The 20414-nt window shown below is 67.7% G+C and carries 21 protein-coding genes; 13 read left to right on the forward strand and 8 right to left on the reverse strand.

Annotated features, from left to right (window positions below; all coding sequences use genetic code 11):
* Window positions 1-163: 163 nt before the first annotated feature.
* The 4 genes from ACQY72_RS00225 to ACQY72_RS00240 all read right to left on the reverse strand — a co-directional run bounded on the left by ACQY72_RS00225 (window position 164) and on the right by ACQY72_RS00240 (window position 4505).
* Window positions 164-2119: a M61 family metallopeptidase gene (locus ACQY72_RS00225; protein ID WP_428154902.1), complete on the reverse strand. Its 1956-nt coding sequence runs from the start codon at window positions 2117-2119 to the stop codon at window positions 164-166.
* Between the two features lie 134 nt (window positions 2120-2253).
* The gene (locus tag ACQY72_RS00230; RefSeq protein ID WP_428154903.1) at window positions 2254-2739 is read right to left on the reverse strand and encodes a hypothetical protein; all 486 of its coding nucleotides are present in this window, start codon (window positions 2737-2739) and stop codon (window positions 2254-2256) included.
* Between the two features lie 128 nt (window positions 2740-2867).
* Window positions 2868-3881, reverse strand: coding sequence for an alpha/beta fold hydrolase (locus ACQY72_RS00235; RefSeq protein WP_428154905.1), 1014 nt, complete (start codon window positions 3879-3881; stop codon window positions 2868-2870).
* 57 nt (window positions 3882-3938) lie between these two features.
* Complete coding sequence (locus ACQY72_RS00240) at window positions 3939-4505, reverse strand: FKBP-type peptidyl-prolyl cis-trans isomerase (protein ID WP_428154906.1); 567 nt, start codon at window positions 4503-4505, stop codon at window positions 3939-3941.
* A gap of 210 nt (window positions 4506-4715) precedes the next feature.
* Here ACQY72_RS00240 and ACQY72_RS00245 point away from each other — a divergent pair, with 210 nt between their 5' ends.
* A complete protein-coding gene (locus tag ACQY72_RS00245; protein ID WP_426017451.1) occupies window positions 4716-6119 on the forward strand; it encodes a Do family serine endopeptidase in 1404 nt (467 codons plus the stop codon).
* Window positions 6120-6122: 3 nt separating this feature from the next.
* Here the strand turns inward: ACQY72_RS00245 and ACQY72_RS00250 are convergent, their stop codons facing one another.
* A complete protein-coding gene (locus ACQY72_RS00250; RefSeq protein ID WP_428154908.1) occupies window positions 6123-6545 on the reverse strand; it encodes a VOC family protein in 423 nt (140 codons plus the stop codon).
* Between the two features lie 75 nt (window positions 6546-6620).
* Between ACQY72_RS00250 and ACQY72_RS00255 the strand changes: the two genes are divergently transcribed.
* From ACQY72_RS00255 to ACQY72_RS00290, 8 genes are all read left to right on the forward strand, one after another.
* A complete protein-coding gene (locus ACQY72_RS00255) occupies window positions 6621-7949 on the forward strand; it encodes a replication-associated recombination protein A (RefSeq protein WP_428154909.1) in 1329 nt (442 codons plus the stop codon).
* A gap of 16 nt (window positions 7950-7965) precedes the next feature.
* The gene (locus ACQY72_RS00260; RefSeq protein ID WP_428154911.1) at window positions 7966-8691 is read left to right on the forward strand and encodes an RluA family pseudouridine synthase; all 726 of its coding nucleotides are present in this window, start codon (window positions 7966-7968) and stop codon (window positions 8689-8691) included.
* Window positions 8692-8747: 56 nt separating this feature from the next.
* Window positions 8748-9101: a DUF1304 domain-containing protein gene (locus ACQY72_RS00265; RefSeq protein WP_428154913.1), complete on the forward strand. Its 354-nt coding sequence runs from the start codon at window positions 8748-8750 to the stop codon at window positions 9099-9101.
* A gap of 49 nt (window positions 9102-9150) precedes the next feature.
* A complete protein-coding gene (locus ACQY72_RS00270; protein WP_346497473.1) occupies window positions 9151-9639 on the forward strand; it encodes a CC0125/CC1285 family lipoprotein in 489 nt (162 codons plus the stop codon).
* A gap of 40 nt (window positions 9640-9679) precedes the next feature.
* A complete protein-coding gene (crcB, locus tag ACQY72_RS00275; protein WP_428154914.1) occupies window positions 9680-10075 on the forward strand; it encodes a fluoride efflux transporter CrcB in 396 nt (131 codons plus the stop codon).
* 74 nt (window positions 10076-10149) lie between these two features.
* On the forward strand, window positions 10150-11130 hold the full coding sequence (locus tag ACQY72_RS00280; protein ID WP_346497530.1) for an RluA family pseudouridine synthase: 981 nt from the start codon (window positions 10150-10152) through the stop codon (window positions 11128-11130).
* Window positions 11127-12638, forward strand: a complete 1512-nt coding sequence (locus ACQY72_RS00285; RefSeq protein WP_428154915.1) for a putative 2OG-Fe(II) oxygenase — start codon at window positions 11127-11129, stop codon at window positions 12636-12638. Before ACQY72_RS00280 ends, ACQY72_RS00285 begins: the two co-directional genes overlap by 4 nt.
* 16 nt (window positions 12639-12654) lie before the next feature.
* Window positions 12655-13407 (forward strand): ATP12 family chaperone protein, encoded by a 753-nt coding sequence (locus ACQY72_RS00290; RefSeq protein ID WP_428154917.1) that lies wholly within the window; start codon window positions 12655-12657, stop codon window positions 13405-13407.
* Window positions 13408-13417: 10 nt separating this feature from the next.
* Here the strand turns inward: ACQY72_RS00290 and ACQY72_RS00295 are convergent, their stop codons facing one another.
* Window positions 13418-14185 (reverse strand): pseudouridine synthase, encoded by a 768-nt coding sequence (locus ACQY72_RS00295; RefSeq protein WP_428154919.1) that lies wholly within the window; start codon window positions 14183-14185, stop codon window positions 13418-13420.
* A gap of 279 nt (window positions 14186-14464) precedes the next feature.
* Between ACQY72_RS00295 and ACQY72_RS00300 the strand changes: the two genes are divergently transcribed.
* Window positions 14465-14956 carry a hypothetical protein gene (locus ACQY72_RS00300; RefSeq protein WP_428154921.1) on the forward strand — a complete coding sequence of 164 codons (492 nt, stop codon included), beginning with the start codon at window positions 14465-14467 and terminating at the stop codon, window positions 14954-14956.
* On the opposite strand, the gene ACQY72_RS00305 is transcribed toward ACQY72_RS00300, so the two are convergent.
* Window positions 14957-15592 (reverse strand): DUF938 domain-containing protein, encoded by a 636-nt coding sequence (locus tag ACQY72_RS00305; protein ID WP_428154923.1) that lies wholly within the window; start codon window positions 15590-15592, stop codon window positions 14957-14959.
* Window positions 15593-15788: 196 nt separating this feature from the next.
* Between ACQY72_RS00305 and ACQY72_RS00310 the strand changes: the two genes are divergently transcribed.
* Both ACQY72_RS00310 and ACQY72_RS00315 read left to right on the forward strand, forming a co-directional pair.
* The gene (locus ACQY72_RS00310; protein WP_428154925.1) at window positions 15789-17636 is read left to right on the forward strand and encodes a phosphoenolpyruvate carboxykinase (GTP); all 1848 of its coding nucleotides are present in this window, start codon (window positions 15789-15791) and stop codon (window positions 17634-17636) included.
* Window positions 17637-17687: 51 nt separating this feature from the next.
* Complete coding sequence (locus tag ACQY72_RS00315; protein WP_428154927.1) at window positions 17688-18698, forward strand: NAD(P)/FAD-dependent oxidoreductase; 1011 nt, start codon at window positions 17688-17690, stop codon at window positions 18696-18698.
* Here ACQY72_RS00315 and ACQY72_RS00320 read toward each other — a convergent pair.
* On the reverse strand, window positions 18695-19429 hold the full coding sequence (locus ACQY72_RS00320; protein ID WP_428154929.1) for a TonB family protein: 735 nt from the start codon (window positions 19427-19429) through the stop codon (window positions 18695-18697). The genes ACQY72_RS00315 and ACQY72_RS00320 overlap by 4 nt on opposite strands.
* A 167-nt stretch (window positions 19430-19596) precedes the next feature.
* Between ACQY72_RS00320 and ACQY72_RS00325 the strand changes: the two genes are divergently transcribed.
* Window positions 19597-20394, forward strand: a complete 798-nt coding sequence (locus ACQY72_RS00325) for a transglycosylase SLT domain-containing protein (RefSeq protein WP_428154930.1) — start codon at window positions 19597-19599, stop codon at window positions 20392-20394.
* Window positions 20395-20414 lie beyond the last annotated feature (20 nt).

Genomic DNA, 20414 nt, shown 5'->3' on the forward strand with positions numbered 1-20414 from the left:
AGAGCGCGAACCTGTCGCGGACTTGCTCTCCAAACATCGTAAGGCGGATGGATTTCGCCTTCGGCGCCGCTGGGTTCCGGGTCTTCGGGCCAAGCGGCCCTTCGCCCGGAATGACGAAAGAGAAGAGAGGTCACGCCCACAGTGACGCTTGTGTGGGGGAGATCTAGCGCCTTCTCGGCGTCAGGATGTCGCTGAGGCGGTCGGGGGTTCCCTCGATGCGTTCCAGGCGGGGGTAGCGCAGGCCGTGGTGGTAGTCGAAGGCGACCGTGCGGTACTGGTCGTCGTCCTTGACGATCAGGATGATGGCGGTGGCGGGGTCTTTTGCGGCCGTGACGGCTTCGGCGAGGCGGTCAGGGGTGGCGGCTTGACCGTTGACGGCGACGATCTCCATGCCTGCGGCGAGACCGGCCTTGAAGGCGAGGCTGTCCCACTGGACGCTGCGGATCTTGTTGGCCTCGCCGGTCTGGAAGCCCAGGGAATAGGTGAAGTCGTTGCGCTTCAGCTCGGCGTAGAGCGTCTTCATATAGTCGGTGGGCGTGTCCGAATAGGCCAGCCGCCAGCCGCCGCGCACCAGGCCGTCCAGCGGGGCGCGGGCGTCGGGGCCGTCGCCGTCCAGCCGGGTGCGCAGGAAGGTCGCCCAGTCGTTGGCGACGACGCCGTTCAGGGCCGCGACCACATCCTCGAACGTATAGGGAGCCGGCGCGTAATCGCCGTCCTGAACGCCGTAGAAGGCGCGGGCGAAGTCGTCGAGCGACTTCTTGCCGCCGGTCTTCTCGCGGATCGTGGTGTCAACGTCGAGCCAGATCAGCTGCCCTTCCGAATAGTAGTCCTCGTCGCGCTGCCACGACAGCCAGCCCTTGGGCTGGCGCTGGCTGATGATCGGGTCGTTGGTGGTGTCCTGCATCGCGCGCCATTCGCGGCCGACGCGGGTGTCGAAGGTCGCGGCGGTCATGGCCAGGGAGTCCATCGCCTGCTGTTTCGTCAGCAGGCCCGCGCGGGCGGCGACGACCTGGCCGTAGTATTGGGTCTGGCCCTCGTAGACCCACAGCAGGCTGTTCTGCAGGGGCGAGTTGAAGTTGGGCACATACTGGTCGGCGGGGCGGCGCCATTTGCCGTCCCAGGAGTGGTTCATCTCGTGGCTGAGCAGGTCGCGGTCGGCCAGATGCGTGTCCCAGCCTGTGAAGAAGGCGGGATCGACGGAGTTCTCGGAGCTGCGATGATGTTCCAGCCCGATGCCGCCCAGCTTGTCGGTCATGGCGATCAGGAAGTCGTAGTGATCGAAGTGGCGCGCGCCATACAGGCGGTCCATCTGATCGACCAGATTGCGCAGGATCTGGATCTGCTCGTTGGTGGCTTCGAGGCTCTTGGCGTCGTCGGCGACGAAATTTGCGCGGATCGGCGAACGACCGCCGGGGTTCAGGTCGATCTGGCGGTAGTGGACGCCGGCGAAGACGGGGCTGTCGATCAGGACTTCCAGATTGACGGGCTTGAAGATCTGAACGTCGCCGGTCTTGCTCTCGGGCTCCAGCGCCGTGCCGAACCGCCAGCCGGTCGGGAACTTGACCGTGGGCTGGACCGTGATGTTCCGCGACCAGTGACCGGCGGGATAGAGCAGCATCTTCTCCCACTGAATGTTCAGCATCTCGGGCGTCATGGTGATGCGGCCTTGGGCGCCGGTCGTCGGCGACAGGTGCTGCATGGTGATGTTCAGCGCGGTCGCGCCGGCCGGGACGACGACGTGGTAGGCGAAGGGATGCAGGGGGTCGCGCACCCATACGACGCGCTGACCATTGGCGGTGATCTCGATCCCCGCCAGCTGGGCGATGGGGCCGACGGGGCCGTGGTTGCCGGGCAGCCATTCAGGGAAGAACAGGGTCATCGGACCCGCCTGGGCGACGGGGATGGTCTCGGTCACGGCGAAGATGTGCTGGGCCAGATTGGTGGCGTCGATGTCGAGCGTGATGACGCCGGGATAGGCGACGTCCTGGGCGTCGGGGATCGCCGGCAGGGGCGAGGGCAGGGCGGGCGGATAGGTCGAGGCCTGCTGCGCCAGGGCGGCGGGGGCGGCCGAGACGAGCAGGAAGGCGAGAGTGGCGGCGCGCAGGCAGGGACGGATCATCGGGGACTCTTACAGACTGGATCGGAGCGCCGCGACAGTCCGCCGCAGGGGGCGAGGCGTCAAGCGTCAGCGCCGATCCCAAATTGCACTGCACCCCGAAAACGCGTGCAAAATGCAAGAAAGTGCAATTTCGCTCACTCCTCTTCCATCGGGCGCAAGGGCGGCTTGGTCGGAAGTTTGTGATGCCACTTGGGATCGTCAGCCCAGGAGCGATGACGGTGCACGGTCTGGTCGTCAGCCGTGGCGATCAGTGCGAGGTCCTGATGAAGGCGAGACCAGCCCCGCGCCTCGATCAGCTTTCCGTCGATCATCGCCTTGGAGGCGTTGGCCCAGGCCAGGCGCGCCATGTCGGAGGCGTTGCAGGGCAGGCGCTGGTCAATGAAGTCCAGTTCGTAAGTGTCGAGCGGCTCGAACACGGCGCCATGCGGCTGATCCGATCGGCGCCAACCCTCAGTGCGGGCGCGCCAGCGGAAGGTCGAGAGGCTGAGGCCATGACGCTCGCACACCTCGACGGCGAAACCGCCGGCTAGGTAATCCTTGCGGGCGGCGGCCCAGGTCGCGGCGGAACGTCGGGTCCAGTCGGGCGAGTTCGGTTGAGTATCGGAGTTGTCATCGGTCATGCCGACCATGATGCGGGCGGCGCTACCTATGGCCGGAAGAAAGCCGGTTCAAAGTTCCAAGCCGCTGAAAGACCTGGGGTTTGTGTTCGGCATTAGGATGGAAAGCCTCCTCCAGCCCGCATAGTTGGTCAGTTCAGGGCCTTCAGCAGGGCGGCGTGGAAGCGGTCGGGATCCTGGGTCTGGGGGGCGTGGCCTAGGTCGGGGAAGTCGACCAGGGTCGCGTCGGGAATGGCCTCTGCGGTTCGGCGGCCAAGCGCCGGATATTGGCCCAGGCGGGCCTGGATCTCGGGCGCGGCGCGGTTGGCGCCGGGGGCGGTGCGGTCCGTTCCGCCGATGATCAATGTGGTCGGGGCGGCGATGCGGGCGAACTCGTGCGCGATCGGTTGGATGAAGATCATGTCCGAGGTCTGGGCCTGGTTCCAGGCGACGGCGTCGCCGCCTGGTCCTGCATACATGCCCGCCAGCATGGCGACGGGTTCGTCGTACTCGGGTCGCCACTGGCCGTCGTAATAGACCTTCTGCTGATAGGCCTTGATGCTGTCGAAGGTGGTGCGGCGCTCGTTGGCGTAGGCGGCGTCCAGCGGGGCGTAGGGCACGCCCTCGGCCTGCCAGTCCTCAAGGCCGATGGGGTTGACCAGGACCAGATGTTCGACGGCGTCGGGATGCTGGATGGCGAAGCGGGCCGCCAGCATGCCGCCCATCGAATGGCCGACGATGACGGCGCGGTCGATGTTCAGACTGTCGAGCAGGCCCTTGGTGTTGGCGGCCAGTTGCGGGAGGCTGAACTGATAGGCGGCGGGTTTGGAGGCCTTGCAGAAGCCGATCTGATCGACGGCGATCACGCGAAAGCCGGCGTCGGCCAGCACGCGGATGGTGGGAGCCCAGGTGGCGGCGCAGAAGTTCTTGCCGTGCAGCAGTAGGGCGGTGCGGCCGTTAGCCGGGCCGCTCGGGGCCACGTCCATATAGGTCATCTCCAGCGGCTTGCGCTGGGAGGTGAAGGCGTAGGTCTGGACCGGAAAGGGGTAGTTGTAGCCCTCCAACCGGGGGCCGTAGGTCGGACGGTCCTGGGCCAAGTCTTGGGCGGAGGCGGTGGTCGCCGCGATCAGAACGGCGAAGGCGGCGGGGAGAAGGGTGCGGATCATGATGGGGCCAACAGTAAAGGCTTGAGCGGCGTTCCGCCCCGCGACCTGTTGTCCGGCTCAGCCCGGTTTGACGTCCAGCAGTTCGACCGAAAAACGCAGGGTCGAGTTGGGCGGCAGTTCGTCGCCGCCGACCCAGCGCGAGCCGTAGCCGAGCGAGGCGGGGATGACAAACTCGTAGATCTCGCCGACCCGCATCAGGGCGACGCCCTCGGTCCAGCCCTTGATGACGCGGTTCAGTGGGAACTCGGCCGGTTCGTTGCGGGCGTATGAGCTGTCGAACTCGCGTCCGTCGATGAAGGTGCCGCGATAGTGGACCTTGACCGTGTCGGAGCCGGAGGGCTGGGCGCCCTCGGGGTGCGCCTTGCCGACGCGGCGATACTGCAAGCCGCTCTCGGTGGTGGTCCAGCCGCGCCGGGCGCCGTTCCAGGCCAGATAGGCGGTGTTGCCGGCGTCCCAGGCTTCCTGCGGGGTCTGGCCGCCTTGGCCGGCTACGGCGGCGGCCGCACGGGCGGCGGCCGCACGGGCGGCGGCCGAGGCGGTCTCGGCGTAGGTGACGGGTTCGCCGCGCGTGGCGCATGCAGACAGGGCGAGGAGGGCGAGCAGGGGCAGGGCGATGCGTGTCATATGGCGACGCTATCAGGCCTTGAGACCCTGCGGCAACGGGGGTGAGGCAAGTCGTGACCTTTCCTCCCCATTGCATGGGCAGGAGACGATGGTGCGCCCCGGTGCGGAACGGCCCTAAAGCTTGTCCGTTGATGAGGTTCACACGCCTTGATCCGGCCCGAAACCGGGTGCGGTATGGCGTCGCTTGAAGCCTGACTTTTTCGGATGCCCATGAAGACCCGATCGATCGTGCTCGCCGCCGCATTCGCCCTGTCGGCGTGCGGCAATCCCAACAGCTCCAAGGCGCAGGAGGGCGAGTTCGCCCAGCCGACGCGCACGGCGCCGTCCGATGCGGCGGGGATGAAATCCAGCTTTGCGCCCGTGGTGCGGTCGGCTGCGCCCGCCGTGGTCAATATCTCGGCGCGCAGCGTGCAGCGGGTCCAGGCGGATCCCTTCTTCCAGTTCTTCGGCGGCGGCATCCCCCAGGCGCGGGTGGCGGAATCGGTCGGGTCCGGCGTCATCGTCCGCTCTGACGGGATCGTGGTGACCAACAACCACGTCATCGACGGCGCCCAGCAGATCAAGGTCGTGCTGAACGACCGGCGCGAGTTTCCCGCCACCGTCATCCTGGCCGACGAGCGCAGCGACATCGCGGTGCTGAGGCTGGAGAACGTCAGCGACCGCCTGCCGGTTTTGGCCATCGACGACCAGGAAGAGCAGCAGGTCGGCGACCTGGTCCTGGCCATCGGCAACCCGTTCGGCGTCGGTCAGACGGTGACCAACGGCATCATCTCGGCCCTGAACCGGACCGAGACCGGCATTTCCGACAGCGGTTCCTTCATCCAGACCGATGCGGCCATCAACCCCGGCAACTCGGGCGGGGCGCTGGTGGACATGGACGGCGATCTGATCGGCATCAACACCGCCATCTTCTCGCGCTCGGGCTCCTCGGCCGGGGTCGGGTTCGCTGTGCCGGCCGCCATGGTCAAGCGCGTGGTGGACTCGGCGCTGGGCGGCGCGACGACGGTCGTTCGGCCGTGGCTGGGGGTGAAGGGCGACACGGTCACCGGCGACATCGCCGGCAGCCTGGGCCTGACCCGGCCGCAAGGGCTGGTGGTCACCGATGTCTACGCCAACGGACCGGCGGCGCGCGCGGGCGTGCGCCAGGGCGATGTGATCACTGCCGTCGATGGGCAGGAGATCAACGACCAGGGCGGGCTGAACTACCGTGTCGGCTCACGCAATCCGAACGACCAGGTTCAGGTCGCCATCCTGCGCGACGGGCGGGCGCAGACTCTGACGGCGCGGGTTCAGCCCCTGCCGGGCGACGCCGATCCGAAACAGGGCGTCACCATCGCGGCCGGTCCCTTCGCCGGAGCCGAGGTCGTGGCTCTGAACCCGGCCCTGGCCGACCGGCTGGGCGGCGATCCGTTCGCCACGGGCGTCATTGTCACCGGCGTCTCGGGCCGAGGCTACGCTGCCCGCGCGGGCTTCCGCCAGAACGATCTGATCGTCAGCATCAACGGCCAAGCCATCGCCAGCGCCCGTGACGTCGAGACCGCCAGTTCCGGCCGCGGCCCTTGGGAGGTCGTCGTCAACCGCGGCGGCCGTCAGATCCGCGGCGTGTTGCGTTAAGCCTCAGCCCTTCGTCGGGCCGCCGATGGACCAAGTGTGGCCGAAGGGGTCGCGGAGTTGGCCGTAGCGGTCGCCCCAGAACTGGTCGGCCATGTCCATGACGGGTTCGGCGCCGCCGACGGTCATGGCGCGGGTCCACCAGGCGTCGGGGTCGGCGACCTGAAGGTGCAGGGTAACGCCGGCGGGGCGCACGTCCTGGACGCCGCTGTATTCCGGGAACTCGTCGTTCAGCATGATGCTGGCGCCGTTGATCTTCAGATGGGCGTGGATCAGGCGCTCGCCGTCGTCGGCCAGATTGCGGGCCAGCACCTCGGCCCCGAAGGCGATGATGTAGAAGTCCACCGCCGCCGAGGCGCCGCGCGACGGGATCGTCAGGTGGGGCGTCAGGCCCGACGTCGGGCCTTGATGCGGATTGGCGTCGGTCATGAAGGCGGTCTCCGTGGCAGGTCGGCATACTAACGCGTGAAAAGCCTTTGGCGAACGACTACATAGGTCGCACACATGAGCGACCTGTTCGAAGCCTCCGGCATTGTGCCCCCCGACGCCCCTCTGGCCGACCGCCTGCGCCCGCGCACGCTGGACGAGGTGGTGGGGCAGGATCATCTGCTGGGCCTAGGCGGGCCGATCCGGCGCATGATCGAGGCCGGACGGCTGGGCTCGATGATCCTGTGGGGGCCGCCGGGAACGGGCAAGACCACCATCGCGCGGCTGCTGGCACAGGCGGCGGGCTATGAATATCAGGCGATCAGCGCGGTGTTCTCGGGCGTCGCGGACCTGAAGAAGGCGTTCGAGGCGGCGCGGATGCGACGGGCGGCGGGACAGTCGACGCTGTTGTTCGTGGACGAAATCCACCGGTTCAATCGCGCCCAGCAGGACGGCTTCCTGCCCTTCGTTGAGGCGGGCGTCGTCACTCTGGTCGGGGCCACGACGGAGAACCCCAGTTTCGAGCTGAATGGCGCGCTGCTGTCGCGCAGCCAGGTCTATGTGCTGAAGCGGCTGGACGATGCGGCGCTGGATCAGCTGCTGGCGCGGGCCGAGGCGCATATGGACAAGACCCTGCCGCTGTCGCCCGAGGCGCGTCAGGCCATGCTGGCCTTGGCCGACGGTGACGGGCGCTATCTGCTGACCATGTCGGAGGTCTTGTTCGACCTGCCGGAAGGCGAAATGCTGGACGTGCAGGGGCTGGCCGGGGTGCTGCAGCGCCGGGCGCCGGCTTATGACAAGTCGAGAGAAGAACACTACAACCTCATATCCGCGCTGCATAAATCGGTACGAGGGTCGGACCCGGATGCGGCCCTTTATTGGCTGGCGCGGATGCTGAATGGGGGCGAGGATCCGCTGTATCTGGCGCGGCGCATCGTGCGGATGGCGGTAGAGGACATCGGCGAGGCGGACCCGCTGTCGATCCTGGTCGCCAATGCGGCCAAGGACACCTACGACTTTTTGGGCAGCCCCGAGGGCGAACTGGCCCTGGCGCAGGCGGTGGTCCACCTGGCGACCGCGCCCAAGTCGGTGGGGGTGTACGAGGCGTTCAAGGCGGCGAAGAAGGCGGCGTACGAAACGGGCTCGCTGATGCCGCCGGCCCATATTCGCAACGCCCCGACCAAGCTGATGAAGTCACTCGGATACGGCAAGGGCTACCAGTACGATCCGGATACGCCCGAAGGATTCTCCGGCGCCAACTTCTTCCCAGACGAAATGGAGCGCCGCACCTTCTACAAGCCCAAGGGCGAGGGGCATGAGGAGAAGGTCAAGGCGCGGCTGAACCGCTGGGCCGAGATGCGGGCGCGGATGGCGGTGGACGGCACTGTGGACGCGGCGGGCGACTGACCTCTAGAAGCCCCCGATGACCGATCGCCAGCCTGTCGCCCTGTCCGAAGACGAAATCGACGCCGTCCGTTCGTGGGTGATCCACGAGGATGCGCATGTCATCGCCTTTTCCAAGCCGTCGGGCCTGTCCAGTCAGGGCGGGAGGATCAAGGCGCATACGCTGGACGATCTGCTGTGGGCGTTTGCGCGGTCGAACGGCAAGCGGCCGGAGCTGGTGCATCGGCTGGATCGCGACACCTCCGGCGTGATCCTGGCGGCCAAGACCAAGCCGGCGGCGAGCTTCCTGGGCAAGGCGCTGCAGATGCGACGGTTCCGAAAACAGTATCTGGCCCTGCTGTCGGCCGCGCCCGAACCGGCGTCTGCGACCATCGACGCGCCGCTGCGGCGCGAGGAGATCGGGCGCGAGAGCTATATGCGGGTCGTCGCCTTCGATGCCCCGGGCGCGCAGGGCTCGCAGAGCAAATATCGCACCCTGGCCTCGGGAACGGAGGGAGCCGTGGTCGAGCTGGAGCCGCTGACCGGGCGGATGCACCAGCTGCGGGTGCATATGGCCCATATCGGCCGGCCGCTGATCGGCGATGTGCGGTATGGCGGCGCCCTGACCACGGCGGTCGGGCCGGCGCCGCGCCTGATGCTGCACGCCGCCAGACTGAGCTTCCCCCATCCCGAAGGCGGCACGACGACTGTGGAGGCGCCGCCGCCCGAGGACTTCGCCAAACTGCGGACCGCGCTGGGCCTGTGAGCTTGCGAGGCTGATCGGGCCGTGGTCGAGTGATCTTAGAACCTGGAGAGGTCCCTATGGTCGCCACCGTCCTGATCGCCGTCGTCGCCCTGATCCACGCCTATATCGTCGTGCTGGAAATGGTGCTGTGGACCACGCCGCGCGGCCGCAAGGCCTTCGGCATGAGCGTGGAGAAGGCCGAGCTGACCAAGGTGCTGGCCGCCAATCAGGGACTCTACAACGGGTTTCTGGTCGCCGGTCTGGCCTGGGGGCTGTGGCTGGGCGAGCCGGGGTTTCAGATCAAGATCTTCTTCCTGGCCTGCGTCGTCGTGGCGGGCCTGTATGGGGCGGCGACCGTCAGTCGAAAGATCCTGCTGATCCAGGCCCTGCCTGCGGGACTGGCGCTGGCCGCGCTGCTGCTGGGCGTTTGAGGGAACGTCGTGCCGGTTATGGCGCTATGTGGTTGAAAGGATACCTATGATGAAGCGTCTCGCCATCGCCTTGACCGGCCTTTCCGCCCTCGCGCTGAGCGCCTGCGCCAGCCTGGCCCCCTATGGCGCCCAGCAGGGACCGAACGGGCAGGGGTTCTCGGAGCAGAGGATCGAGTCCAACCGCTATCGCGTCAGCTATAACGGCGTGGGGGCGGCCGGGCGCGTCGCCGACTGGGCCTTGCTGCGCGCCGCCGACCTGACGACCGAACAGGGCTATGACTGGTTCGAGGTGACCCAGAGCTGGACCGACGGTCGGCCGGGCGGGGCGGGCGGCGTCCGCCCCAGCGTTTCGATCGGCGGCGGCAGCAGCCGGTATGGCGGCTATTCAGCCTCCGGCGTCGGGGTGGGCGTGGGTCTGAACTTCAGCGGCCCGCAGCCGACATCGACCACGCTGGAAGTCGTTTTGGGCCGGGGCCAGAAGCCGGATCGCCCCAACGCCTATGATGCGCGCTCGGTCCAGGGTTCCATCCCGCGCTGACCATCGCTTTCGGCGCGTGCGGCGTATAGAAGCCCGCACGATGACACGTTTACTTCTCGTCGCGGCAGGCGGGGCCATCGGCTCCGTCGCACGCTATGGCCTGGGGCTGGCCGCCGGGCGGTTGGCGCCCAACGCCGGCTGGCCGCTGGGCACGTTCGCGGCCAATGTTTTGGGCGGCCTGCTGATGGGCCTGCTGGTCGGTTGGCTGGCGTTCCGGGGCGGGGCGCAGCAGGAGACGGTGAGGCTGTTCGCCGCCGTTGGCGTGCTGGGCGGGTTCACGACCTTTTCGTCCTATTCGCTGGAGGCGGTGCAGATGATCGAGCGCCGCCAGATCGGTTTGGCCTGCGCCTATGTGGTCGGCTCGGTCGTCTTGGCTATCCTGGCCCTTTTCGTCGGCCTGATGATCGCCCGCCGCGCCCTTGGAGCTCCGCTTTGACCGACTATTCTCCCGCCGACGAGCCGCATGAGGCTGAAAAAGACGCCGCCAAGGACGCTCCGAAACGTGAAGTCCTGACCATCTATGTCGCCGAGGACGAGGACGGTATCCGCCTGGACCGCTGGTTCCGCCGACGCTGGCCGCACCTGTCCAATATCCAGGTGCAGAAGATGGCGCGCAGCGGCCAGATCCGCGTAGACGGCGCCCGCATCAAGCCCGAGGGCCGCCTGACCGCCGGGGCCGCCGTGCGCGTGCCGCCGATCCCCGACGACACCTCGCGCCAGGCGGGGGACATGCACACCCTGTCCGAACAGGACATCCGGTTCGTCAAGTCACTGGTCCTGTACGAAGACGACATGGTCATCGCCATCAACAAGCCGCACGGTCTGGCGGTGCAGGGCGGCACCAAGACCAGCCGTCACGTTGACCGTCTGTTGTCGGCCTGGGGCGAGGGGGTCAACCGGCCGCGTCTGGTCCATCGTCTGGACCGCGACACCTCGGGCGTGTTGCTGCTGGGCAAGGGGCCTGAGGCGGCCAAGCGGCTGGCGGGCGCATTCGCGCGGCGTCAGGCCAAGAAGACCTACTGGGCTATCGTGATCGGCAATCCGAAACCCTATTCGGGCCAGATCGACATGCCGCTGAAGAAGACCGGCATCAACGACTTCGAGATGATGCGTCCGGCCGAACGCAAGGACCCCAAGGCCGAACCGGCCGAGACGGCGTTTTCGACCGTCAGCCGCGCCTCGCACCGGGCGTCGTGGATGGCGCTGCGGCCCTTCACCGGACGGACGCACCAGCTGCGCGCGCATATGGCGGGGATCGGCCATCCGATCCTGGGCGATCCGAAATATGGGGACGAAAAGTCGAAGGAGCTGTCCGGGCCGCTGAAACTGCAACTGCACGCCCGCAGCATCGAACTGGATCACCCGCGCGGCGGCGTGCTGAAGGTTACGGCGCCGCTGAGCCCCGAGATGAAGGCCGGCTTCGCCCACTTCGGTTTCTCCGAAGACGAAGCGGAGGACGATCCCTTCCTGGGCGTGAAGCGAATCCGGTGACGGCGGGCTTCCAAGCACAGGTTGGGCAGGCACAGGTCGAACAGGCCAAGGCCCTGGCCGTTGCCGGACGGCTGGACGAGGCCTTGCAGGTTCTGGCCGCGGTGGTCGCAAAGGCCGATGCGCCGTGGCAGGCGCTGTCGGTGCATGCCGATCTGCTGAAGCGGGTGGGGCGTCTGGCGGACAGCGCAGCGGTGTCCCAGCGACTTATCGCGGTTCGGCCGAACAGCGTGCCTGCGCGGCACAATCTGGCCTCGACCCTTGGCGATCTGGGGCGGGCGGCCGAGGCGGAGGCCGCCTGTCGTGGGGCCATGGCCATCGGCGGGGATGCGCCGGAGACCTGGCTGGTTCTGGCGCGGGCGTTGCAGGCGCAGAGCCGGTTCGATGAGGCGGAAGACGCCTATCGTCAGGCGCTGGCGCGGCGACCCGGCTATGGCGATGCGCTGCGCGATCTTAGCCAGTTGATCTGGATGCGTGACGCCGATCTGGAGGCCGCCTGCGCGCCGCTGAACGCCGCCATCGCCGCATCGCCCGACGCGCCCATGCCGCGTCAGATCAAGGCGCGGCTGCTGGAATACGCTGGGGAAGCGGAGCGGGCGTATCGCACGCTGGTCGCCGGGCCGCTGGATGGGCCGGGGGAGCTGGCGGCGGCGCAGGCGTGCCTGACGCTGGATCCGCGCCGGGCGCTGGATCATGCGAACCGGGCGGTGGCGCTGGCCGGCGGGGACGTTCCGGCGATCATGGTGACCCAGGCCGAATGTTTGCTGGCCTTGGGCGAGGCGGAGGCGGCGCTGGCGCCGATCGAGGCGCTGCGGGCGCGCGAGCCGTTGAATCAGCATGTGCTGGCCTTCCAGGCGACGGCCTGGCGGATGCTGGGCGATGATCGCTATGGGCGGATGTACGACTATGACGCCTTCGTGCGTCCCTATCGGCTGGAGGCGCCGGACGGCTGGGCGTCGCTGGAAGCATATCTGCTCGATCTGGCGCGGGTGCTGCATCAGTTGCACACGCTGAAGACCCATCCGGTGGGTCAGTCGCTGCGCGGGGGATCGCAGACCGCCGCTGCGCTGTCCGAAAGCGACGATCCGGCCATCCGGGCCTTCTTCCAGGCCATCGACAAGCCGATCCGCGACTATATGGCGGCGGTGGGCCAAGGCGACGATCCGTTGAGGGCGCGCAATACCGGCGACTATCGCATCCAGGGCAGCTGGTCCGTGCGGTTGCGGCCGAACGGGTTTCACGCCGACCATATCCATTCGAACGGCTGGCTGTCGTCGGCCTGCCATATCGAACTGCCGCCCGTGATCACAGATGAGGTTGCCGGCGAGGGGCGCGAGGGCTGGTTGCGGTTCGGCGCGCCGCCAGGCCTGCCGAACCTGGCGGCTGAACACCATGTGCAGCCCCAGCCGGGGACGTTGGTGTTGTTTCCTTCCTATATGTGGCACGGCACCCAGCCGTTCGGCGGCGAGGCGTCGCGCCTGACGCTGGCGTTCGACGTCGTGCCGGCCTGATCTCAACGGACCTCTGATGACTGACAAGCCCGCCCCGCATCGTCCGCGTTTCGTCGAACAGTCGCCGGATCGGATTTCGCGCTTCTGGAAGGAGGCGGTCGTGGGGCCGCATGCTGATGGCGGCTGGGCTGTGCTGTTGGACGGGCGCACGCCCAAGACGCCGGACAAGGCGGCGCTGGTCCTGCCGACGCAGGCCGCAGCCCAGCTGGTCGCCGACGAATGGGCGGCGCAGGGGAAGTTCCTCGATCCCTCGACCATGCCGGCGACGCGGCTGGCCTCGACCGCCATCGACCGGATCGGTCAGGCCCGCGAGCCTGTGGCCGATGAGATCGCGGCCTACGCCGGGTCGGACGTGGTCTGCTATTTGGCCGAACATCCGACGCCGTTGGTCGAGCGCCAGGCGCGGGAATGGGGGCCGTGGCGCGACTGGGCCGCGCGCGAGATGGGCGTTGAGCTGCAGCCTGTCGCCGGCATCGTGCATCGGTCGCAGTCGCCGGACGCCATTGCGCGGGTCAAGGCGCACGCCCTGTCGTTGGATGACTTCCGCCTGACGGGGTTGGCGACGGCCGTGCCGTTGCTGGGGTCGGCGGTGCTGGCCCTAGCCGTGGAGCAGGGCGCGCTGGAAGGCGGCGCGGCGTTCGACCTGTCGCGGATCGACGAGCTGTTTCAGGAGGAACAGTGGGGCGTGGACGCAGAAGCCGCCGAACGCACAGAGGCGCGCCGCGCCGAGGCGCAACTGCTGGATCAGTGGTTCAGGGCTCTGGATTAGGGCGCTGAACTCAGGATGCGGAGTGGGCGATGAGCATCGCGCGCTCTTCGTTCGTCAGGTGACGCCAGCGGCCTTCCGGCAGGTCGCCCAGCTCCAACGGGCCGATGCGGGTGCGGTACAGGTCCACGACCTCCAGCCCGACCAGGTCGCACATGCGGCGGATCTGGCGATACTTGCCCTCGTCCAGGATGAACCGCATTCGCTGCGGCCCAATCTGGGTCACGCGGGCGGGCTTGAGCGGCTTGTCGTTCAGTTCCATGCCGTGCCGCAGGCGGCTGAGCTTGCCCTCGGTGATCAAGCCGTCGACGACGACCAGATATTCCTTGTCCAGCTCTGACGCAGGGCCGATCACCGCCTTGGCGACGACGCCGTCGGACGACAGCAGCAACAGGCCGCGCGAATCCTCGTCCAGCCGGCCAATGGGGGGCAGGGAGGCGTCGCGGGCGGGAATCTCGCCCTCGCCGATACGGTTGGGCTTCGTCAGCAGGCGCACGGCGGGGATCTTGCCGGGATCGGGCTGGCCCGAGACGTAACCGACCGGCTTGTGCAGCACCAGGGTCATGCCCGACGCCAGGGCCGCTTGGGCCGTGTCGTTCAGGGTCAGGGTCTCTCCCGGCTGAATCTTGCGGCCCGCATCGCTGATGGTCTCGCCGTCGATGGACACCAGGCCGTTGGCGATCAGGGTGTCGGCCTCGCGCCGGGAACAGACGCCGGTCTGGCCCAGCCACTTGTTCACGCGAACGGGTTCGTCGCCGTCATAGGTGCGGGTGAAGGCCATGCGATTCCGTCGTCCAGTCGATGTGGCTGTCTAGAGCCGGGCGAGGGCGCGAGCAAGCCGGACGCGGTTTTCAGGATCAGGAAGGCCAGTCTGTTGGAATTGGCAGGTTGATCCTGACGCGATCGCCACTATATCTGACTGCATTCCACAAATGATCCAGAGTGCGGGACGACAGGCGTCGGACCCGTCGATTTTCTTTTTTCTGATCATTGGCGTGGGCGGTTCGACAGCGTCGCTTGTCGGATCTGGATCAGTATTGAAACATACCAAGGAGACGTCTTGTTCGCTCAAAACAAATCTTCCGCAGGCCCCCGTCGCACCGGTTACAACCGTCCCGTCCCGACCCGTCTGCGCATGGGGCTGGTGATGCGGCGTGACATGGAGTTCGGCGAGCTGGGCGACGTGGAGGGTGCGTTGCGGGCCGAAGGCGTGGGCCTGGCCCCGATCTCGACGGGCGACGCCAGCCTGATCACCGGCGGCGTGACCGTGCTGGCCACCGCGACGGCCAAGGACATCGTCGAGGGTCGGCTGAAGGGTCTGGTCGTGCCGGGCGGTTCGACCGACGACGCGTCTCTGGCGGCGATCAAATCGCTGCTCGACTTGGCGCGCGCCAACGCACTCACGGTCATCGCCTTCGCTGATGGCGTGGCCTTGGCGGCGGAAAGCTTCGGCGTATCGGCCGAGGCGGATGGCGCGGTGTTCAAGGACGGCGCCGTGACCCTGCTGAGCGACAACGGCGCACTGTCCAAGATCGTCGGCGCGATCGCCTGATCAGACGGCGCGGAACAGCAGGATGAGGTTGTTCGCCGGCATCTGAACCCGCAGCGTGGCCGCAAGGCCATGCGAGCGGGCCAGGGCCGCGACTGTTTCGCGGTCGCGCAGACCCCATTCAGCGTTTCGCGCCTTCAGACTGTCGTCGAAGGCGGCGTTCGACGCCGCCAACTCGACTTCGGCCTCGCGATAGGGGCCGTAGAGCGCCAGCAGACCGCCCGGGCGTCGCAGGACGCGACCGGCTTGATCCATCAGCCCCTCGGTCGCCGACCAGGGGCTGATGTGCGTCATGTTCGCACAATAGATCGCATCGACTGGCCCCTGCGGCCACGTCGCCGGATCGGCCGCGTCGAGCGCCAGCGGCGGGTTCAGGTTCGCCAGCGCGAGTTGGTGCGTCCAGGCGGCGATGCTGTCTCGCGCCTGTTCGCTGGGGTCGCTGGGCGTCCAGTTCAGGCCGGGCATCGCGGCGGCGAAGGCGGTTGCGTGTTCGCCCGATCCCGAAGCGATCTCCATCACCGATCCTCGCGCCGGCAGATGGGCGCGGAGCACGCTAAGAATCGCCTCCGCATTGCGCCGCGCAGCGGGCGAACTGAGAGCCCCGTCGGGCAGGGCGGAGATGGAATCCAGCGTTTGCACACGCCCTTCTAGCGTCCACGCGCGCCCCTGACACCTGCGATCTTTTGCCGACGACACCGGTGGACAGCGGCGCTTTCTTGCACGGTTTGACGTGGTGGATAGACCGGAGCATTTCGGCTGTAACAGTGCGTGATCGTCGCGTGCTGAAGGTCACGACGGCGTCAGATCGTCGGGCCTGTTCGCTCAGGAGACGCCCTTGTCTATTTCCACCACGCCCGGACTCCATCCGGCGCCGACCGCCCATGCCGGCCTCGTCGCCTGGGTCGAGCAGATCGCCGCCCTGACCCAGCCCGCCCGCGTCCACTGGTGCGACGGGTCGCAAGAGGAGAAGGCGGCCATTACCGCCGACCTGCTGGCCAAGGGCACGCTGAAGGCGCTGGATCAGGACAAGCGGCCGGGTTGCTATTACGCCGCGTCCGATCCCCGCGACGTGGCGCGGGTCGAGAGCCGGACCTTCATCTGCTCGGATGACGAGGCCGACGCCGGTCCAACCAACAACTGGGCCGATCCGATCCAGATGCGCGAGCGCCTGGACGGGCTGTTCGACGGCTGCATGGCGGGGCGGACGATGTATGTCGTGCCCTTCTGCATGGGGCCGTTGGGATCGGCCATCAGCGCCCTGGGTGTGGAGATCACCGACAGCGGCTATGTCGCCCTGTCGATGGGGGTGATGACCCGCATGGGCAAGCCGGCCCTGGACCAGTTGGGCGACACGGGTGTGTTCGTGCCGGCCGTCCATACGCTGGGCGCGCCGTTGGTCGAAGGGCAGGCCGACGTGCCCTGGCCCTGCAACGACGACAAGTGGATCGTGCATTTCCCCGAAACGCGGGAAATCTGGTCCTACGGCTCGGGCTATGGCGGCAACGCCCTGCTGGGCAAGAAATGCTACGCCCTGCGCATCGCCTCGATCATGGCCCGGGATGAGGGGTGGCTGGCCGAGCATATGCTGATCCTGAAGCTGACCGATCCGAAGGGCCGGGTGAAATATGTCGCCGCTGCCTTCCCGAGCGCCTGCGGCAAGACGAACCTGGCCATGCTGCAACCCAGCCTGCCGGGCTGGAAGGCCGAGACCATCGGCGACGACATCGCCTGGATGCGGTTCGGCGACGACGGGCGGCTGTATGCCGTGAACCCCGAGGCCGGCTTCTTCGGTGTCGCGCCGGGCACCAGCCGCAACACCAACCACAATGCGCTGGAGACCCTGGCGACCAACACCATATTCACCAACACGGCCCTGACGCAGGACAGCGACGTGTGGTGGGAGGGGCTGACCAAGGAGGTTCCGCAGGACCTGACGAACTGGAAGAGCCAGCCGCACGATCCGGCATCCGGTGAACCGGCGGCGCATCCCAACGCCCGCTTCGCCGCGCCCGCCAGCCAGTGCCCGGCCATCGCGCCGGAATGGGAAGATCCCAGGGGCGTGCCGATCGACGCCATCCTGTTCGGCGGCCGGCGGGCCAGCGCCGTGCCTCTGGTGACCGAGGCGTTCGACTGGGAGCACGGGGTCTTCATGGGCTCGACCGTGGCGTCCGAAGGCACGGCGGCGGCCGAGAACAAGGTCGGGGAGCTGCGCCGCGATCCCTTCGCCATGCTGCCCTTCTGCGGCTACAACATGGGTGATTACTTCGCCCACTGGCTGAAGATGGGGCAGGGGCACGACGCGTCGAAACTGCCGCGCATCTTCTTCGTCAACTGGTTCAGGAAGGATCAGGACGGGCGGTTCGTCTGGCCCGGATTCGGCGACAACGTTCGTGTTTTGAAATGGATCAGCGAGCGGATCGACGGCGAGGCCGAAGCGGTGGAGACGGCGGTGGGGCGGGTGCCGTCCGTTGCAGCCCTGGACCTGTCGGGTCTGGATCTGACGCCGGCGCAGTTGTCTATCCTGCTAGATGTGGATGCCGGCGTCTGGGCCGAGGAAGCGGCGCTTATCCCGGACTTCTATCGCCAGTTCGGCGAGCGTCTGCCCACCCCCCTGTGGGACCAGCACGCGGCCTTGGTCGCGCGCCTGGAAGATGCAGGCGCGGCCTCGATGGCGGCGGAATAGGCTGAAGCCATCTTGCAATAGGGGCGTCGCGGGTCGATCACACGGCCCGTGATGTCTTGCCCTCCCATCGTGATCGTCGGCGCCGGCGTGCTTGGCCTTTGCACCGCGTTCGAACTGCATCGGCGGGGTCGGGCGGTGATTGTGGTCGATCCGGGGGAGGTGAATGCCTCCCAGGTCGCTGCGGGGATGATCGCGCCGGCGATGGAATCGGCCATCGACGACGTGTCGCCCGATCATGCCCGGCTGTTCCGGGCGGGGCGCGACCTGTGGCCTGCATTCGCCGCGGCGGCGGGGATCGTTCTGGCGCATCGACCAGCCGAGTGGCGGGGCGGCGATGTGGACGGGATCGAGACGCGACTGCGCGCGCTGGGCTTCGACGCGCGGCGCGAGGGCGACCGTGTCACGACCAACGAGGATTATCAGGTCGATCCTGCACAGGCGCTGGCGGCGCTGAGGCAGGCGCTGGGCGAGGCCGTCATTATGGGGCGGGTGACGGGGATTGCGCGCACTGATCATGGCTGGCGGGTCTCTTTCGGCGACAAGGTGCTGGATGCCGAGGAGGTGGTGCTGGCGACGGGCGCAAGCGAGGCCGTCGCGGGTTTGCCTGAGCTCGCGCGGGTTCTGATCGACGCCATCCAGCCGATCCGGGGACAGATCGGCGTTGCTGCCCGAGATCTGGTGGATCATGTCGTGCGCGGGCCAGGGGCCTATGTCGCGCCGATGGCCTCGGGGGCGGTGATCGGTGCGACGATGGAGCCGGGGCAGCGAGACGCCGCGCCGGATGCTGAGACGTCAAAACGTCTGACCCAGGCGGCCTGGCGCGTGCTGGATCGGATGCCAGAACCGCTGGACATCGACTGGCGGGCAGGCGTGCGCGGCGCGAGCGCGGACGGCCTGCCGCTGGCAGGCGCTGCGCCGGGCGAGCAAGGGTTGTTCATGGCCCTGGCGCCGCGTCGCAACGGTTGGCTGTTGGGCCCGCTGGTCGGTGCGGTCGTCGCCGATGCGATCGAGAGGCGGGCGGCCTCGATGGAAGCCCGCGCCCTCGATCCTGATCGGTTCTAGCTCGCCATTGCGAAGCGGACGGTGAAGTTGACCGTGGCGCCGTCGACGGGGCGGCCGTCCACGGTGCGCGGGTTCATGCGGAAGGCGCGCGTCAGACCCTGGGCGGCGCGGCCGAAGCCTTGGCCGCTGGGGGTCTCGCCCACGACGCGGCAGCCGGTCAGACCGCCGTTGACACCCACGATGCAGCTGAGGTTGGCCGAGCCCGGCGTGCCGTTTTCCGCCGCGCGGGTTGGATAGGCGCGCGCCATCTGCGCCGGCGACGGGCGGCTGGCCCAGGTCGGATTGTTGATCACCGAGGGCGGGCGGGGCGGGGTCTCGACCGTGGCCGTACCGCCTTCGACGCCGGTGGGGGCCGTGCTGACGACGATCTGTCCGGGCGGGGCTGTATTGGTCGGGTTTTCCGGCGGTGTCAGCGCGAGCGTCGGCACATTGGCGGGCACCGTCAGCGCCGGCTTGTGGATCGGTGTCGGCGGAGCAGCCGTCTCGGGCGTTGGCAAGGGCTTCGGCTGAGGCGGCTTGTCCATTGTGACCCTGAATATGGGTGAGTCAGGGATCGGGTCGGCTGTGCCGCTCAACTCGAACCGCTGATTATACAGCACCACACCCGCCGCGACGTGCAGGACGACCGAAACGCCGATGGCGCCCAGCATCCAGCGCGGGATGGGTTTCTTGCGTTCCCCGAAGTCGATGGGGCTGATCAAACCGGGTCCACCGGCGGCACGGATCATCATGGCTTCACTCCCTCGTTCACCGCCCCCGCAGCGCCCGTAACTGCAAGTTGAGCGCGCAGGTTGTGGCGGCTTTACGGCAGAGGCTTGGGGGTTCGACCAATGTCGATCCGTTAACGGCGGCGTTAAGAATTAAGGGTTGGTTAACTACGTTCGCCGACCATCCGCACATGGGCATCGGAGCGATTCCATCGGCAGGCGGGGTAGAAGCGGCCATTCGGCGCGCGTCGAACGCCGTGGGCGTGGACTACGACTTCCTGATCAAGACGGCGCGTCGCGAGAGCGCGATGAACCCGTCCGCCAAGGCGCCGACCTCTTCGGCGGCCGGCCTGTTCCAATTCATCGAGCAGACCTGGCTCGGCACCGTCAAGCAACACGGCGCCCAGCACGGCTATGGCCAGTACGCCGACCTGATCCATCGTGGATCGGACGGGCGCTGGCGGGTGGAGGGTTCGGCGCGCAATGTGGTGCTGGACCTGAGGTTCGATCCACATGCCGCCTCGACCATGGCGGCCGAACTGACGGCCTCGAATGCGGCCTATCTGCGGGGACGCACGGGCAAGGAGCCGGGGGCAGGCGATCTGTATGCCGCCCACTTCCTGGGGCCGGCGGGAGCGGCGGGCCTGATGCAGGCGATGGATCGCAATCCGGGCGCCAGCGCCGTGGCCCTGTTCCCCGACGCCGCGCGGGCCAATCGCAGCATATTTTACCGGAGCGGCCGCGCCGCCACCGTTGCCGAGGTTCACGCCAATCTACAGCGCACGGCAGGCGAGGGCGCCCCGGCGGCCGGGACGGGCGAAACCAAATACGCCGTCCCGAATCTGAGCGACAAGGATCAGATGCTGGCGGCGCGGATGGACCGGTTGAAGCAGGACCAAGGGCTGCTGGCCTTGCTGCTTGGCCAAGACGGATCGTCCAGCAACGGCTTCGGCGGCGCTTTCTCGCCAAATGGCAAACAATCGACCTGAGTCGTCACTTGGCAACCGAT

The sequence above is a fragment of the Brevundimonas sp. genome (genome assembly GCF_965279155.1).
In the GTDB taxonomy this organism is placed as follows: Bacteria; Pseudomonadota; Alphaproteobacteria; order Caulobacterales; family Caulobacteraceae; genus Brevundimonas.